The sequence below is a fragment of the Microbacterium sp. MPR-TSA4 genome (genome assembly GCF_058792815.1).
Window position 1 is genome coordinate 36,225 of the sequence record NZ_JBXAFF010000010.1, and the last position, 16,218, is coordinate 52,442.

The 16,218-nt window shown below is 71.2% G+C and carries 13 protein-coding genes; 5 read left to right on the top strand and 8 right to left on the bottom strand.

The features are described 5' to 3' along the window. Positions 1 to 11: 11 nt before the first annotated feature. The 4 genes from pflB to AC1Q49_RS06705 form a co-directional block, all read right to left on the bottom strand. A complete protein-coding gene (gene pflB / locus AC1Q49_RS06690) occupies positions 12 to 2,273 on the bottom strand; it encodes a formate C-acetyltransferase (protein WP_492491253.1) in 2,262 nt (753 codons plus the stop codon). A gap of 194 nt (positions 2,274 to 2,467) precedes the next feature. Further along, the gene (locus AC1Q49_RS06695) at positions 2,468 to 4,117 is read right to left on the bottom strand and encodes a Mur ligase family protein (protein ID WP_191008819.1); all 1,650 of its coding nucleotides are present in this window, start codon (positions 4,115 to 4,117) and stop codon (positions 2,468 to 2,470) included. A 130-nt stretch (positions 4,118 to 4,247) separates the two neighbouring features. Continuing rightward, a complete protein-coding gene (locus AC1Q49_RS06700; protein WP_191008818.1) occupies positions 4,248 to 4,949 on the bottom strand; it encodes a DUF1775 domain-containing protein in 702 nt (233 codons plus the stop codon). An 87-nt stretch (positions 4,950 to 5,036) separates the two neighbouring features. Next, positions 5,037 to 5,627, bottom strand: a complete 591-nt coding sequence (locus AC1Q49_RS06705) for a hypothetical protein (RefSeq protein ID WP_492491254.1) — start codon at positions 5,625 to 5,627, stop codon at positions 5,037 to 5,039. Positions 5,628 to 5,698: 71 nt separating this feature from the next. Between AC1Q49_RS06705 and AC1Q49_RS06710 the strand changes: the two genes are divergently transcribed. Beyond that, positions 5,699 to 7,012 (top strand): M50 family metallopeptidase, encoded by a 1,314-nt coding sequence (locus AC1Q49_RS06710; RefSeq protein WP_492491255.1) that lies wholly within the window; start codon positions 5,699 to 5,701, stop codon positions 7,010 to 7,012. 18 nt (positions 7,013 to 7,030) lie between these two features. Here AC1Q49_RS06710 and AC1Q49_RS06715 read toward each other — a convergent pair whose 3' ends face one another. Next, complete coding sequence (locus tag AC1Q49_RS06715; RefSeq protein ID WP_492491256.1) at positions 7,031 to 8,947, bottom strand: chorismate-binding protein; 1,917 nt, start codon at positions 8,945 to 8,947, stop codon at positions 7,031 to 7,033. Between the two features lie 264 nt (positions 8,948 to 9,211). Between AC1Q49_RS06715 and AC1Q49_RS06720 the strand changes: the two genes are divergently transcribed. The 3 genes from AC1Q49_RS06720 (at position 9,212) to AC1Q49_RS06730 (ending at position 12,638) form a co-directional block, all read left to right on the top strand. After that, positions 9,212 to 10,258: a hypothetical protein gene (locus AC1Q49_RS06720; RefSeq protein WP_492491257.1), complete on the top strand. Its 1,047-nt coding sequence runs from the start codon at positions 9,212 to 9,214 to the stop codon at positions 10,256 to 10,258. Positions 10,259 to 10,327: 69 nt separating this feature from the next. Then, complete coding sequence (gene ispG / locus AC1Q49_RS06725; protein ID WP_492491270.1) at positions 10,328 to 11,458, top strand: flavodoxin-dependent (E)-4-hydroxy-3-methylbut-2-enyl-diphosphate synthase; 1,131 nt, start codon at positions 10,328 to 10,330, stop codon at positions 11,456 to 11,458. Between the two features lie 112 nt (positions 11,459 to 11,570). Then, positions 11,571 to 12,638, top strand: a complete 1,068-nt coding sequence (locus tag AC1Q49_RS06730; protein WP_492491258.1) for a hypothetical protein — start codon at positions 11,571 to 11,573, stop codon at positions 12,636 to 12,638. A gap of 19 nt (positions 12,639 to 12,657) precedes the next feature. Here AC1Q49_RS06730 and AC1Q49_RS06735 read toward each other — a convergent pair whose 3' ends face one another. Beyond that, entirely contained in the window at positions 12,658 to 13,869 is a 1,212-nt protein-coding gene (locus tag AC1Q49_RS06735) for a trans-sulfuration enzyme family protein (protein WP_492491259.1), read from the bottom strand. Positions 13,870 to 13,983: 114 nt separating this feature from the next. On the opposite strand from AC1Q49_RS06735, the gene AC1Q49_RS06740 reads away from it, so the two are divergent. Beyond that, positions 13,984 to 14,511 carry an Lrp/AsnC family transcriptional regulator gene (locus tag AC1Q49_RS06740; protein ID WP_060960491.1) on the top strand — a complete coding sequence of 176 codons (528 nt, stop codon included), beginning with the start codon at positions 13,984 to 13,986 and terminating at the stop codon, positions 14,509 to 14,511. Here AC1Q49_RS06740 and AC1Q49_RS06745 read toward each other — a convergent pair. Together AC1Q49_RS06745 and AC1Q49_RS06750 are read right to left on the bottom strand one after the other, a co-directional pair. Beyond that, positions 14,465 to 15,502: a 1-aminocyclopropane-1-carboxylate deaminase gene (locus AC1Q49_RS06745; protein WP_060960490.1), complete on the bottom strand. Its 1,038-nt coding sequence runs from the start codon at positions 15,500 to 15,502 to the stop codon at positions 14,465 to 14,467. The two genes, AC1Q49_RS06740 and AC1Q49_RS06745, sit on opposite strands and share 47 nt — an antisense overlap. Continuing rightward, entirely contained in the window at positions 15,499 to 16,173 is a 675-nt protein-coding gene (locus AC1Q49_RS06750) for a GntR family transcriptional regulator (protein ID WP_082808090.1), read from the bottom strand. Before AC1Q49_RS06750 ends, AC1Q49_RS06745 begins: the two co-directional genes overlap by 4 nt. Positions 16,174 to 16,218: the final 45 nt, after the last annotated feature.

Consider the following 16,218-nt stretch of genomic DNA (forward strand, 5'->3'; position numbering starts at 1 on the left):
TCTCTCGGGGGTCACATCGAGCCGTGGAAGGTCCGCGACAGGACGTCCAACTGCTGCTCACGGGTGAGGCGCACGAAGTTGACGGCGTAGCCGGAGACCCGGATGGTCAGCTGCGGGTAGTTCTCCGGGTGCTCCATGGCGTCCTCGAGCGTCTCGCGGTTCAGCACGTTGACGTTCATGTGGTAGCCGTGCGAGCCGACGTAGGCGTCGAGGAGGCCCGCCAGGTTGCGCACCTGCTCGTCCGTCGTGCGTCCCAGCCCGCTCGGCACGACCGTGTTGGTCAGCGAGATGCCGTCCTGAGCCTGCGCGTAGGGGATCTTGGCGACCGACAGTGCCGACGCCAGCATGCCGTGCGTGTCGCGACCGTTCATCGGGTTGGCGCCCGGGGCGAACGGCTCGCCGGCGCGGCGACCGTCGGGCGTGTTGCCCGTCGCCTTGCCGTAGACGACGTTCGAGGTGATCGTGAGCACCGACTGCGTGGGCAGGGCGCCCCGGTACATCGGGTGACGGCGGATCTTCGACATGAAGCTCTCCACGAGGCCGACGGCGATCTGGTCGGCCCGGTCGTCGTCGTTGCCGTAGCTCGGGAAGTCACCCTCGGTGAGGTAGTCGACGACGATGCCGCGCTCGTCGCGGACGGGGGTCACCGTGGCGTACTTGATCGCCGCCAGCGAGTCCGCCGCGACCGAGAGTCCGGCGATGCCGCAGGCCATCGTGCGCAGCACGTCCTTGTCGTGCAGGGCCATCTCGATCCGCTCGTACGCGTACTTGTCGTGCGACCAGTGGATGCAGTTGAGGGCCTCCACGTACGTCTCGGCCAGCCAGTCCATCGTCTTGTCGAAGCGTTCCATGACGTCGTCGAAGTCGAGGGGGCCGTCGCCGACGGGCGCCGTGACCGGCGAGACCTGCTTGCCGGTCACCTCGTCGCGTCCGCCGTTGATCGCGTACAGGAGCGTCTTGGCGAGGTTCACGCGAGCGCCGAAGAACTGCATCTGCTTGCCGACGCGCATGGGGCTCACGCAGCACGCGATGGCCGCGTCATCCCCCCACGCCGGGCGGATGATCTCGTCGGACTCGTACTGCACGGCCGAGGTGTCGATCGACACGCGGGCGCAGTAGTCCTTGAACCCCTGCGGCAGCTCGGGGCTCCAGAACACGGTCATGTTGGGCTCGGGGGCCGGGCCCAGGTTGTAGAGCGTCTGGAGGAAGCGGAAGGAGTTCTTCGTGACGAGCGGGCGGCCGTCCTCGCCCATGCCGCCGATGGTCTCGGTGACCCACGTCGGGTCGCCCGAGAAGAGGCTGTCGTACTCGGGGGTGCGCAGGAAGCGGACGATGCGCAGCTTGATGACGAAGTCGTCGATGATCTCCTGGGCCTCGGACTCGGTGATGAGCCCGGCTTCGAGATCGCGCTCGATGAACACGTCGAGGAACGTCGAGGTGCGCCCGAGCGACATCGCGGCGCCGTTCTGCTCCTTCACGGCCGCGAGGTAGCCGAAGTACAGCCACTGCACGGCCTCGCGGGCCGTCGTCGCCGGACCGGAGATGTCGTAGCCGTACGACGCGGCCATCTGCTTCAGCTCGCCGAGCGCGCGGATCTGCTCCGCGTGCTCCTCGCGCATGCGGACGACCTCCTCGCTGAACGGCGTCGTGTCGAGCCCGAGCTTGTCGACCTGCTTCGCGGCGATGAGCTGGTCCACGCCGTAGAGCGCGACGCGGCGGTAGTCGCCGATGATGCGTCCGCGGCCGTACGCGTCGGGCAGTCCGGTGATCACGTGCGAGCTGCGGGCGGCGCGGACGTTGGGGGAGTAGGCGTCGAAGACCGCCTCGTTGTGCGTCTTGCGGTACGTCGTGAAGATCTCCTTCAGCGTCTCGTCGACCTCGTACCCGTACGTGTTCAGCGCGCCCTCGACCATGCGCCATCCGCCGTTGGGCATGATGGCGCGCTTGAGCGGCGCGTCGGTCTGCAGGCCGACGATGACCTCGTCGTCCTTCGCGATGTAGCCGGGACCGTGGGCCGTGATGCCGGCGGGCGTGTGCGCGTCGACGTCGTAGATGCCCTTCTCACGCTCGATGGGGAACATCGCCGACAGCGTGTCCCAGACCCGGGTGGTGCGCGCCGTCGCTCCCGTCAGGAACGAGGCGTCCCCGAGGTAGGGCGTGTAGTTGCGCTGGATGAAGTCGCGCACGTCGATCGCATCCTGCCAGGGGCCGGCGGTGAAACCGTTCCAGGCGGCGGGCTGCGTGTCCTGTGCGGAGGGGGTGACGGTGGTCATGATTCGCTTCCTCAGATCCTCGTGGGAGCGGCCCGTCCACCCATCCGTGGGCGGGTCGTGACCCCAGCATACGACCTGTGGTCAGACCACAATGGGACTGTGGAGGAAGTCGACAGGAGAAGCGCGCGAGGCGCCGCCCGCAATGTGGTCAGGCCACAAAGGGGAAGCGCCTCGCGAGAGAGCCCGAGCGGAGCTCAGAACGGCCGCGTCGGATCCGATGGTGTGATGGAGTCGGCGGGGTAGGGCACCGTCCACGTCGGTGCGGGGGCGGGCCAGCCCGCCGCGTCGAGCGCTCGGCGGGCGAGCTCGCGCGCCGAGTAGGGCGTGCGGACGCCGCGGATGTCGCGGTAGTCCTGGTGGCCGGGCCCCGCCCAGAGGATCGCGTCGCCGTCGCCGACCCGGCTCACGGCCTCGACGATCGCGCGCTCGGGCGGGGAGATCTCCAGGATCTCGGCGCGGGACATCGCCGCACGGGCCCCCGTCAGCAGCGCCGCGCGGATCTGGTCGGGATCCTCGTGACGCGGATGGTGATCCGTGATGATGAGGATGTCGCTGCCCAGCGCCGCCGTGCGGCCCATGTCGAAGCGCTTGGTCGTGTCGCGGTCGCCGTCGGCGCCGAACAGCATCAGCACCCGCCCGGGGGTGACCCTCCGGACCGCGGCTAGCGTCTTGTCGAAGGCGTCCGGGGAGTGCCCGAAGTCGACGTAGACCGCCGGCCCGGCATCCCCGGAGACGCGCTGCGTGCGTCCGGGGACGGCGGCCTCGATGCGGCGACCGTCGAGCGCGGCGTGGATCCGCGACCATTCGTACCCGGCCTCGACGAGCATCACGATCGCGAGCCCCGCGTTGGACGCCATGTGCCGCCCGATCACCGGCACGGTCGTCTCCAGCGCCTGCCCGCCGGGACCCCGCAGCGAGAAGGTCGTGCCGTTCTGGCGTTCCGCGGAGATCTCCACGGTCCAATCGGCGGATGCCGGCACGGCCGCGATCGCGGGCGTCGTGATGGTCGTCGTCGGCACCGTCGCGGCGGCGACCAGCTGCGGCCCGTACTCCGAGTCGAGGCTGACGACCGCCCTCCGGCTGCGCTCCGGGGTGAAGAGGGGGAGCTTGGCCTGGAAGTAGGTCTCCATGTCGCCGAAGTCGTCCAGGTGGTCGTGGGTCAGGTTGGTGAAGCCCGCGACGTCGAAGACGATGCCGTCCACACGGTGGCGGTCGAGGGCCTGAGCGCTGACCTCGTCGGCCACGGCCTCGACGCCGCGCTCGCGCATGAGGGCGAGGAGGGCGTGGAACTCGCTGGCCTCGGGCGTGGTCAGGCGCGACGTGATCACCTCGGGGCCGATGTGGCGCTCGGCGGTGGACGACAGTCCGGCGACCACCCCCATCTGCTCGAGGATCGCTTTCAGCAGGTGCGAGACGCTGGTCTTGCCGTTCGTGCCGGTGACGGCGAGGAGGGTCGGCAGGTCGCGGTCGGTGCCGTAGACCCATGCCGACATGGCGCCGAGGGTGCCGCGGGGATCGGGGAAGACGGCCACCGGGAGCGTGGGAGACAGCGCCGCATCGCGGACGAGGCGCGCACCCTCCTCGTCGGTGATGATCGCCGCCGCGTCGAGGGAGGCCGCCGCGCTCGTGAACTCGGCACCGTGCTGATGGGTGCCGGGCAGGGCGACGAACGCCTCACCGGGGCGCAGATCGTTGGTGGACAGCGTGATCCCGCGCAACACGGTGTCGCCGTCTCCGGCGCGCAGCTCTCCGCCGAAGCGATCGACGAGGTCGATCAGTCTCCTCTGCGGCGGCTGATCGGGGCGAAGCGTCGGGGGCAGGGTGCTCTCGATGTCGGGTGTCATGATTCCCCCATGCTCGCGCATGGAGTTATGTGAAAACTATGTGCCCTCTATCGCGGCTCGTTGAGAGCGGCCGGGCGACGGGGTCGAGTCCGCCGCCCGGCCGCGGGTGAGAGGTCGCGCCGACCGGGGGTCAGGCGCGGCGTCGGAAGAGGGCCACCGCGAGCGCCGCGAGCGCCGCGACCAGGGCCCCTCCGCTCAGCCAGCGCGCGACGGGATCGGCGTCTGCCGGTGCCGCGGCATCCGTCGACGCGTGCGTGTCGGCGTCGGCGTGCTCCTCGGCCGTCGAGGCGTCATGGCCGTGCTCTCCGCCGTCCGCGGAGACGGCGCCGACCGCGACGACCGGTGCCGGGGCGGCCAGGTCGTCCTCGGTCTGTCCCTCGGCGGCCACCTCCGACCAGTCGGTCGATCCCGTCGCGCAGGTCTGCAGGACGGGGAAGGCGACCGACGTGTTCGCGGCGCTGGAGGAGAAGATCACGTCGAGGGCGACGGATGCCGCGACGCCCGACTCGACGGGGGTCACGGCCGTGAACGTGACGCTCGTGGGGATGCCGTCGGTGTTCAGCTCACGGGAGATCGTCCAGGCGCCGTCCAGCACGGGCTTCACCCCGTCGATGCCCTGCGGCACCGTGATCTTCACGGCGGTGGTCGGGGAGTCCTCGCAGCCGTGGCTGAAGGAGAACGCGAGGCGGGTGGTCGTGCCGGCCGACGATTCGTCGGGGGTCACGTGGACATGCGCGGACGCGGCCAGCGGGGCGGCGAGGACGAGGGCTGCGCCGGCGATGAGGCCGGCGGCGAGGCGGGTGCGACGGCGCGAACGGGTGGTGACGGTCATCAGGGTGCTCTTTCTGTACGTGGTGCGGCGGGATGCCGCGGTGACGGGGCGGCGCGTGCGCCGCGGGTGCCGCGTGTGCGGCGGTGCTCAGCGTGCGAACGCCGGCGGCCCCCGTCGACGAAGAGCGGACAGCAGGAAGAGCGGGAGGGCGATGCGCCGGTCGGTCGGGGCGGCGTGCGCGCGGGGACGCGGTCCGGGCGCCGTCACGGCGGCCCGGGCGAGGAGGCGACGGACGCCGCGCGCGATCATCGCGAGCAGTCGTTCGCCGTAGGCGACGAGCGCGATCGTCACGAGGGCGGCCACCAGGTGGCCGATCAGCATGGCGGCCGTCAGATGCCCGCCGGCGTGGGTCGTCGCGACCCCGATCGCGACGCCCGGCATCACGTGCTCGTGCCCGGCGGGGGTGACCGGTGCGGCGCCGCCGACGACGGCGAACGCCGTGTGCAGGGCGATCTGGGCCGTCGCGATGGCGGCCGCCAGCCGTGGAAGGCTGCGCCGTCGTCCGACCATCGCGACCGCGAGCGGCGCCGCCAGGACGGTCACGGCGACCAGCAGCCACAGCGACGGCGCGGCCCCGCCGCCGAACGTGTGCCCGGTCGAGGCGAGGGTCGTCGCGATCGCCGCCGCCGCCGTCCCGCGCAGGGCCCGCAGCCGGCGGGTCATCGGGTGTTCGGGCACACGTCGAGCCTACCGGGGGCCGGGGCGCGGACTGAGCAAACTCAAAGCGGTGGCGGGTAGCCTGTTCGCTCGTGACCGTCATCGCCTTCATCGTCGGCGTCCTGCTGCTTGTCGTGGGACTCGCCGCATCCATCGCCCTGCACGAGATCGGTCATCTCGTGCCCGCGAAGCGCTTCGGCGTCCGCGTCGGGCAGTACATGGTGGGCTTCGGACCGACGCTGTGGTCGCGTCGCTTCGGTGAGACCGAGTACGGCGTGAAGGCCGTGCCGTTGGGCGGCTACATCTCGATGGCGGGGATGTACCCGCGGTCGCGTGCCCGCGCCGCGGTGGGCGGTGCCGCGGGCAAGGCAGGGGGCGGGTTCTTCGCCACGATGGTGCAGGACGCCCGCGCCGCCAATGACGAGACGATCGCCGGAGACGACAGCACGGGCACGTTCCACGCGCTGCCCGTGTGGAAGCGGGTCGTCATCATGCTGGGCGGCCCCGTCATGAACCTGCTGCTCGCGATGCTGCTGTTCGCCATCGTGTTCAGCGGGATCGGGGTGCAGACGGCCACCACGACGGTCGCCGCCGTCAACGAATGCGTCCTGCCTGCCGGCTCCACCCAGACCGCCTGCACCGCGGACGACCCGCAGTCGCCGGCCGCGGCGGCGGGCCTTCGCCCCGGCGACGAGCTCGTGTCGGTCGACGGGACCCCCGTCGCCACCTTCGAGGAGGCGTCGGCGATCATCCAGGCCGCCCCGAACCGCACGATCGACGTCGTCGTCCGTCGCGACGGCGTCGAGCAGACCCTGCGCGTGACGCCGATGCTCGCGCAGCGCCAGATCGCGGGTCCGGACGGCACGGCGGTGACCGCGGAGGTCGGCTTCGTCGGGATGACGGCCGCGACCGCCTATGTGCGCCAGCCGCTGTGGGACGGGCCCGCCGCCGCGCTGCAGCAGGCCGGCCAGGTCGCCGGCATCATGTGGCAGCTCCCGGTCCGGGTCTACCAGACGGCGTCCGACCTGGTCACGGGAGCGCCGCGCGATCCCAACGGCCCGCTCTCGGTCGTCGGCGTGGGCCGGCTCGCCGGAGAGGCGGCGGCCATCGACGCGCCCGTCCTCGACCGGGTGGCCACGATCCTCGGTCTGCTCGGATCGCTCAACCTCGCGCTGTTCGTCTTCAACCTCATCCCGTTGCTCCCGTTGGACGGCGGGCACGTCGTCGTCGCGCTCTGGGACGGACTCAAGCGGGCCTGGGCGAAGCTGTGGCGGCGGCCGCCGCCCGCTCCCGTCGACGCGACACGGCTCGTGCCGGTCACCTTCGTCGTCGTCATCGCGCTCATCGTGATGGGCGGCATCCTCATCCTGGCCGACATCGTCAACCCGATGAAGATCTTCGGCTGAGCGCCCTCGCGCCCCGGTTCAGGACAGCGCGTCGGCGATGAGGCTCTCGAGGGTCCGCAGCCCGTCGCGCGACAGGATCGACTCGAGGTGGCCCTGCACCGAGGCGTAGCCCGGCCCGCGGAGCGCGTAGACGTCGCCGGATGCCGGGTCGGCCGAGATCCGCGTCCGGCCGATCTCGTCGGTGCCCGGCTCGACACGCGCCGTGAAGGTGTTGTAGAAGCCGATGGATGCCGGCACCCCGAAGACGTCGACCGTCTTCTGCAGGCCCTGATGCGGCGCGTCCAACGGGGCCAGGGAGATGCCGAGCCGATCGGCGAGGATCTGGTGGCTCAGGCAGACGGCCAGCAGCGGCCGGCCGCTCTCCAGCCGGTCGGCCACGACGGCGCGCATCGTCCGGATCCGTGCGTTGGCGTCGTCACGCGGGTCGCCGGGCCCGGGCCCGGCGACCACCAGGTCGGCGGCCGCGAGGGTCGCGGCATCCGCGTCGTTCCACGGGAGGATCGAGACCGCGAAGCCGAGGTGGCGCAGCTGGTGCGCGAGCATCGTCGTGAAACGGTCTTCGGCGTCGACGACGACCGCGGTGCGCCCGGAGTACGGTCCCGCGATCTCCCCGGCTTGCGGCTCGAGCCAGAACGATGCGAGGCGTTCGTTGCGCGCGGCCAGCAGTGCGGCGATCTCGGGCACGTCGGCGAGGCGGGGATGCCGGGCGGCGGGCGCGTCCTCGTCGAGCGCGCTCGCCTCCGCGACGACGTCGCGGGCGACCGCGCCGATGGCGCCCAGCACGCCCGCCGCCTTTCCATGGGTCTCACCGACCTCGCCGTCGGGGTCGGAGTGACGCACGAGCGTCGCGCCGACCGGCACCCGCAGCGTGCCGTCGACGAGATACGCCGTGCGGATGAGGATCGGCGCGTCGAGGTCGTGTCCGCCGCCGGGTGTGGGCGTGAACAGCGCGGCGACGCCCGAGTAGTAGCCGCGCGGAGCGCGTTCGTGCCGCTGGATGACGGTGCACGCGTTCTGCATGGGCGATCCGGTGACCGTCGGGGCGAACATCGTCTCGCGCAGGATGTCCCGCGGATCCATCGTGCTAGTCCCGCGCAGCATGTACTCGGTGTGCGTCAACCGCGACATCTCCTTGAGATGCGGGCCGGTGATGCGGCCCCCGTCGCTGCAGACGGCGCTCATCATCTTGAGCTCCTCGTCGACCACCATGAAGAGCTCTTCGGTCTCCTTGGTGGACGAGAGGAACTCCGTCAGGGTCTCTGCCGTGGCCCCGCCGGCCGGGTGGCGGAACGTGCCGGAGATCGGGTTCATCGTCACCGTGCTGTGGCCGGGCCCGGCGGGAGCCCCGGCCTGCGCGCTCACGTGCGCTTCCGGGCTCGCCCCGACCGCGAGGTGGCCGGGGGTGGAGACGAGGAAGGTCCAGTAGGCTCCGCGCTCGTGTTCGAGCAGCGCGCGGAACCAGGTCAGGCCGGCGGTGAGGGCATCGGTGTCGACGGATGCCGTGAAGTCGCGCCGGATGACGAAGTTCGCGCCCTCGCCGCGACCGATCTCATCGGCGATGACGGTGCGCACGATCGCGGCGTACTCGTCGTCGGAGATGTCGAACCCGGCGTCGGCCAGCGGCACCGTCGCGGTCGGTAGCGCCGCCAGCACGTCGGCGCGGGCGAGCGTGGTGTGCTCCTCGACGACGAGGCAGCGCAACGGCGCGCCGTCGTCGTGGCATGCGAAGCCGCGCTCGACGACCTGCCGGTACGGCACCAGCGCCAGCACCTCTCGCGGGGCGCCGGTCGCATCCGTCAGCGGGATGTCGGCGAGCAGGGCGACGTCGACGACATCGCCGACGAGCAGCTCGACGGTGTCGGGATCCCGCGCGATCAGGGCGAAGGGGCGATCCGCGCGCAGCACGGACTCCAGGAGGGCGGGGCTCGGGGTCATCGCCGGGCCTTTCTTCAGGTCGGGCGGGCTGGGTTCGTCCGGGAACGAAAAGACCGCCTCGAGGGCGGTCTGTGGTCGTGGGTCGCGAGCACACCGCCTCAGCGGGTGGGCCACCAGGAGGTGTTCGCGAACATGCGGTCACGATATCAGAACGACACGTGCGCGTCGGCGCGGCGGGTATCGGCCGCGGGTGCGTGATCACGATCTCGAAACGAACGGCCGCCGCCGATGCGCCTCTGCAGCGCCGTGCATCAGGGTGAAGGGATGAGCGCCTCCGCCCCCCGATCGGTCCCCGTCGTCATAGCCGCAGCGGCATGTGTCCTGGTGCTGGCGGGCTGTGCACGGGGCGCTGCGGCACCCGTCGAGTCCGCGTCGCCCGTCGCCTCGGCGACCTCCACGCCGACGGCGACGCCGCCTGCAGAGCACACGATCGCCTTCGGGGGCGACTGCGACGCCGTCCTGCGTGAGGAGCAGCGCACGTCGCTGTTCGACGCGGAGTCCACGCGTGTCGACGCCGATCCGGGGCGAGATGTCGGCATCGGGACGCTGGGCGGTGTCGAATGCACGTGGCGCGGAGTGGACTGGCAGTCACTGAGCGCCGACATCGCGACCGTGTCCGTGCTCGCGTTCCCGACGTCGGAGATCCCTCTGGATCTGCGAGCCGAGGCTGAGGCGGGGACGTGCGTTCAGATCTATGACGCGATGTCGTGCACGCTGGGCGCTGACGTGGACGGCGTCTGGCTCGTTGTGCAGACCGTCCAGGCGGCGGCAGAGGGCGTCGACACCCCCGCCGCGCTGCTGCGGTCCGTGCTCGACGCGGTCACGGCGAATGCGGCGGGGGCGGTTCGGCCCGTTCCGCTGGTGCGTACGGCGGGATGGTGGAGCACCGAGATCTCCTGCGACGATCTGGGCCAGCGCCTCGGGCTCGCCGACTTCCTCGGGACGGCGTACATCACCGGTTGGTGGGAGGGCGACCCCAGCCTGGGGTGGACGTGGCGTCTGCTCGAGAGCGCCGATGTCTCGCTCACCTGCATGTGGTACCCCGACTTCACCGATTCCTCCTCCGTTGATGCGAGCTACGGGCTGACGACCCTTCAACTCTCGCCTGGCGGGGCATGGGCGGCGGACGCGGCGTTGGCCGCCGGGGAGCGCTCGAGCCTCGCGGGCGGACTGTCCGCGGCGGTGACCGGGAAGACCGCGCTCGCCGCCGACGGCGTGAACCTCGCCAGGGTCAGCATCGGCGACAGCGGCACCGGAGATCCGACGACGCTCCTTCTGCGCGTCTTCGACGAGTTCGCGACATCCCCCTGACGTCAGCCGCGCAGCCCCCGCGCGGCCCGTGCGGCGTAGGCTGGTGCAGTGCCAGCAGTGAACATCGGGATGCCGCGTGTGCCGGACGTCCTCGCCCCGCGCCGCAAGAGCCGTCAGATCAAGGTCGGGAAGGTGCTCGTCGGTGGCGACGCGCCCGTGAGCGTGCAGTCGATGTGCACGACGCCCACGACCAACATCAACGCCACGCTCCAGCAGATCGCGGAGCTCACGGCATCCGGCTGCGAGATCGTGCGCGTCGCCGTTCCGAGCCAGGATGACGCGGATGTGCTGCACATCATCGCGAAGAAGAGTCAGATCCCCGTGATCGCCGACATCCACTTCCAGCCCAAGTACGTCTTCCAGGCCATCGACGCGGGCTGCGGCGCGGTGCGTGTGAACCCGGGCAACATCCGCAAGTTCGACGACCAGGTCGGCGCGATCGCGAAGGCGGCGAAGGATGCCGGTGTGTCGCTGCGCATCGGCGTGAACGCCGGCTCGCTCGACAAGCGGCTGCTGGAGAAGTACGGCAAGGCGACTCCGGAGGCGCTCGTGGAGAGCGCCGTCTGGGAGGCCTCGCTGTTCGAGGAGCACGACTTCCACGACTTCAAGATCTCGGTCAAGCACAACGACCCGATCGTCATGGTGAAGGCCTACCGCATGCTCGCCGAGCGGGGCGACTGGCCCCTGCACCTCGGTGTGACCGAGGCCGGTCCCGCGTTCCAGGGCACGATCAAGAGCGCGACCGCCTTCGGCATCCTGCTCGGCGAGGGCATCGGCGACACGATCCGCGTCTCGCTGTCGGCGCCGCCGGCCGAAGAGGTCAAGGTGGGTCACCAGATCCTGCAGTCGCTGAACCTCCGCGAGCGCAAGCTCGAGATCGTCTCGTGCCCGTCGTGCGGGCGGGCGCAGGTCGACGTCTACACCCTCGCCAACGACGTCACCGAAGGCCTCAAGGACATGACCGTGCCGCTGCGCGTCGCCGTCATGGGCTGCGTCGTCAACGGCCCCGGTGAGGCGCGCGATGCCGACCTCGGCGTCGCGTCCGGCAACGGCAAGGGACAGATCTTCGTCAAGGGCGAGGTCATCAAGACCGTCCCGGAGGCCGAGATCGTGGCCACCCTGATCGAAGAGGCCAACCGCATCGCCGACGAGATGGGCCCCGACGCCCCGCTCGGAACGGCGCAGGTCGTCACGGTCTGACGGCGGTCCCTCTTCCTCGGCGGCGCACCATATGCCGCCATCGGCATGGGCGTGACCAGATCGTTGCGGGCTCCGTTCGAGCGACGAATCGTGCGCGTGCCACGATGGGTTCATGGCCCCCCTTCCTACGCTTACCAAGGACGCCGTCCGGCGCGCGGCACTTCTGATCGCGCTGGCGGCGACCGTCGTGTCGCTGCCGGCTTGTGCGTCCGGCGGCTCTGTCGCGAGCTCCCCTTCGACCAGCGAGGCTGCGGCCTCCGCGCCCGAGAGCCCCACCCCCAGCTCGGCGATCGACACGACCGCGCGCCCCGCTTTCGGAGGCGACTGCGCCTCCGTCGTGGACGCGGCGCGGCTCTCCTCGATTCTGGGCAGAGAGCTCGGGCAGGCTTCCGAGGAGACCTCGACCGGCGTGCGTACGCTCGGGGGCCTGGAATGCGTCTGGCGGACGGGGAGCGGTTCGGCCGTGCGCAGCTTTGCCGCTCCCGTCGATGTCGTCCCGGAAACCACCCAGTCCCGCTACGGCAGCGTGGTCTGCGAGGGATACCTCTACGACGGTTGGGGGTGCCGGATCGCGGTCCGCAACGACACGACCTGGCTCCTGGTCACGATCGACGGCGAAGTGGGCGTCGAGGGGTCGGCGTCAAAGGCTCAATTGAGCGAGGACGCCGGAAAGCTCGCCCCGCTCTTCCAGGAGTCCCTGGCGGCATCGCCCGCTCCGCGAGCTGCGACCCCGAGCGCGGGATGGTGGGCGGCGCCCACCTGTGAGGACCTGGGGAGCCGACTCGATCTCGCGGGCATTCTCGACTCAGCCGATTTCGAGTCCGGGTATCCGTCGGGATTCGCCACCGACATCGCGTCGGAGCTGGCGATCGCGCGCGGGACGATGATCGACTGCAAGTGGTACTCGTCGTCCGCAGAGGGGATGACGGCGATCGTCATCACCGCCTATCCCGGCGCCGCGGATGAGTGGGAGCAACTCGAGAACGACCTGTCGTCGCGGACACCGGTGACGCCCGTCGTCGTCGCAGGTGCGCAGCAGGCGATCGAGGGCACCGGCGCCATTCGTCCGGAGAGTTCGTTCGTGGCCGCCACCGACGGGATCAACCTCATCCAGGTCGCGGAGGCGCCCCGCACCGCCGACGCGACGGCGTCCGTGATCGCCGCACTGAGCCAGGGCTGAGCGCGGCCGGCGGGCGGCGTCAGCGCGCGACGCTCACCCGCGCGACGCTCATCGCCCGCCGACCCTCGCGCGTCCGCGCCAGGGCCCGTGACAGATCGGCGATCAGGTCGTCGACGTGCTCGAGTCCGATCGACAGTCGCAGGATGTCGGCGGCGGGACGCGCCTCGGGCGCGACGGGGCGGTGCGTGAGCGCCGCGGGATGCTGGACGAGCGAGTCGACGCCGCCCAAGGACACCGCGTGGGTGAACAGGCGCAGGGATGCCGCGACCTGTGCCGCCGCGTCGTAGCCGTCCCGCAGGCGCAGAGCGAGCATCGCGCCGCCGCCGTGCTGCTGGCGCGTCAGGAGTCCCTGCGGATCACCGTGCAGTCCGGGGTAGAAGACGTCGACGACCGCATCGTCCTCCTGCAGATGCCGAGCGATGTGCGCCGCCGACGCCTGCTGGGCCCGCATGCGCAGCGGCAGCGTCGGCAGCCCGCGGTGGAGGAGATACGCGCCGAGCGGATGGAGGATGCCGCCGGTGATGGCGCGCACGCGCCGCAGGGCTGCCGCGGACTCCGGGCCGCAGGCGATGACCCCGCCGACGACGTCGCCGTGGCCGCCGAGGTACTTCGTCGCGCTGTGCAGCGACATCGCCGCGCCGTGGTGGAGCGGCTGCTGCAGCACCGGGGTGGCGAAGGTGTTGTCCACGAGCACCGGCACGCCGTCCGCCTGCGCGACCACGCCGGCGATGTCGACGAGGTCCAGCGTGGGGTTCGCGGGCGTCTCGACGATCACCAGACCGGTGTCCGGTCGCAGCGACGCTCCGACCTCGTCCGCGGAGCAGAAGGTCACGTCGGTGCCGAGCAGGCCCGTCGCCAGCAGATGGTCGCTGCCGCCGTACAGCGGTCGCACCGCCACGACGTGCCGGCGACCGACGGACACCGTGTGCGAGAGGACGGCGGCGGTGAGTGCGGCCATCCCGGACGCGAACGCGACAGCGGCCTCGGCGTGCTCGAGTGCCGCGAGGGCTTCCTCGAAGCGCGCCACGGTGGGGTTCCACAGCCGCGCGTACACGTGGCTGCCCCCGTCGATGGGCGTGCCCCCGGTGGCCAGCGCCTCGTAGGAGTCTCCGCCGCGCTCGACGTCCGGCAGGGGGTACGTGGATGACAGGTCCAGCGGCGTAGTGTGCACGCCGAGGGCGGCGAAGTCGTCACGACCGGCGTGGACGGCGAGTGTGTCGGGGTGCGTCATGCCCGCGAGTATGAAGGAAAGAGCGGCAGACCGCCTGCGTGATTGCGGAAAGAGCAATCGGGTGATCGAATTGTGCCGCTGTCATCAATCCCGCCCCACCGTGAGGAGCCGCCCTTGCCGGAATCACAAGGCGCCGCATCCGCTCTGGATGAGCTCGACCTCCGTGTGCTCGCGGCGATCGTGCGCGCTCCCGGGCGCTCCAACAAGGCGCTCGCCGATGATCTCGGCATCGCCGAGTCGACGTGCGCGTACCGCGTGCGGACGCTGCGTTCGCGCGGCGTGCTCACCGGCGTGCGGGTGCTCGTCGACCCGGCATCCCTCGGTCTGCCGCTGCAGGCGGTCATCCGCGTCCGGCTCGGCCGTCACACCCGCGAGGGCGTCGGCCGGCTCTTCGATGCGATCGTCGCGACCCCCGGAGTGATCGAGGCGTTCCACGTCGCGGGCGAGGACGACTTCCTCGTGCACGTCGCGGTCGAGGATGCCGCGGCGCTGCGTGACATCGTGCTGCAGCACATCACCGTGCACGAGTCGGTGCGCACGACCGAGACCCACCTCGTCTTCGAGCGGCGCGAGGGCGTCGGGCCGCTCGCCCGCGTCACCGGGGAGCGACCGTCGGGTCCCACAGCGAGTGATAGGCGTTGATCGCCGGCTGTCCGCCCAGGTGCGCGTAGAGCACGGTCGACGACGCCGGGATGTCGCGCGAGCCGACGAGATCGATGAGTCCCGCGAGAGACTTCCCCTCGTAGACCGGGTCGGTGATCATCGCCTCCAGCTGCGCGCCGATGGCCATCGCCTCCATCGTCGAGTCGACGGGGATGCCGTACAGCTCGCCCGCCCAGCCCTCCAGCACCTGGATCTCGTCGTCGCGGAGGTCGCGGCCGAGCTCGATGAGCTCCGCGGTGTGGCGGGCGATGCGCGCCACCTGGTCCCGGGTCTTCTGGAGCGTGGCGGACGCGTCGATCCCGAGCACGCGGCGCTTCACCCCGGTGGCCTCCTCCAGCGCCGCGAACCCGGCGATCATGCCCGCGTGGGTGGAGCCGGTCACGGTGCACACGATGATCGTGTCGAAGAACACCCCGAGCTGCTTCTCCTGTTCGGCGACCTCGAACGCCCAGTTCGCGAAACCGAGGCCGCCGAGCGGGTGCTCGCTCGCGCCGGCCGGGATCGGATAGGGCGTTCCGCCGCCCGCCTCGACCTCGGCGAGGGCCTGCTTCCAGGAATCGCGGATGCCGATGTCGAACCCGGCGTCGTCGAGGCGCGAGTCCGCGCCCATCATGCGCGAGAGCAGGATGTTGCCGACCTTGTCGTTGGTGGGGTCGTCCCACGGAACCCACTTCTCCTGCACGAGCCGCGCCTTCAGCCCGAGGTGCGCCGCGACGGCCGCGACCTGTCGGGTGTGGTTGGACTGGTAGCCGCCGATCGAGACGATCGTGTCGGCGCCGGAGGCGAGGATGTCGGGGACGATGTACTCGAGCTTGCGTACCTTGTTGCCGCCGAACGCGAGGCCGCTGTTCACGTCTTCGCGTTTCGCCCAGATCTGCGCACCGCCGAGGTGATCGCTGAGCCGCGCCAGGTGCTGCAACGGGCTGGGGCCGAACGTGAGCGGGTGGCGCGGGAACTCGTGCAGCTTCATGCGGGGTCCTGTTCGATCGGGGTGGTCCGGGTGGTCGGGATGCCGAGGCTCTGCCACGTCTGCTCGGCCAGGCGGGCGGCGCCGTCGGCGTCGCCGTCGGCGCACAACGCGATGAGTCGTTCATGCCGAGCGGCCGACTCTGCGCCTTCGTGCGAGGCGAACCGCAGCCGCTCCACGCGACGCAGGACCGGCTCGTACTGGGCGATGACCGCGACGGCGGCCGCGTTGCCGCTGGCATCGAGCGCGACGCGATGGAAGCGCTCGTCCGCGGCGAGGGCGGCGTCGGTGTCGCCGGCCCGCTGCGCGGCGGTGAACGCCGCGTTGGCGTCGCGCATGGCGGACAGATCCGCCGCCGTCAGCAGCGGCACGGCCGTCCGCACGGCAAGGGCGTGGAGAGCGCCGACGACGGCCTGAGCATCGCGGATCGCCCGGGGGTCGAGGGGGGCGACGACGGTGGAGCGGCCGGGCGTGGCCGTCACGAGTCCGGCGCGGGCGAGCTCGAGCAGCGCCTCGCGCACGGGCGTCCGGCTGACGCCGAGCCGTTCGGCCAGCTCGACGTCGCGCAGCTGTTCGCCGGGCGCGAGCGTGCCGTCGACGATGGCGTCGCGCAAGCGGGCGTGCACGTCGTCGCGCAGGAGGGCGCGCGGTACGGGCGTGAGCGAGAGAGACACGATATGCAATATATCGCATCGCGGAATGGAGCAGGAGTCGAGAGG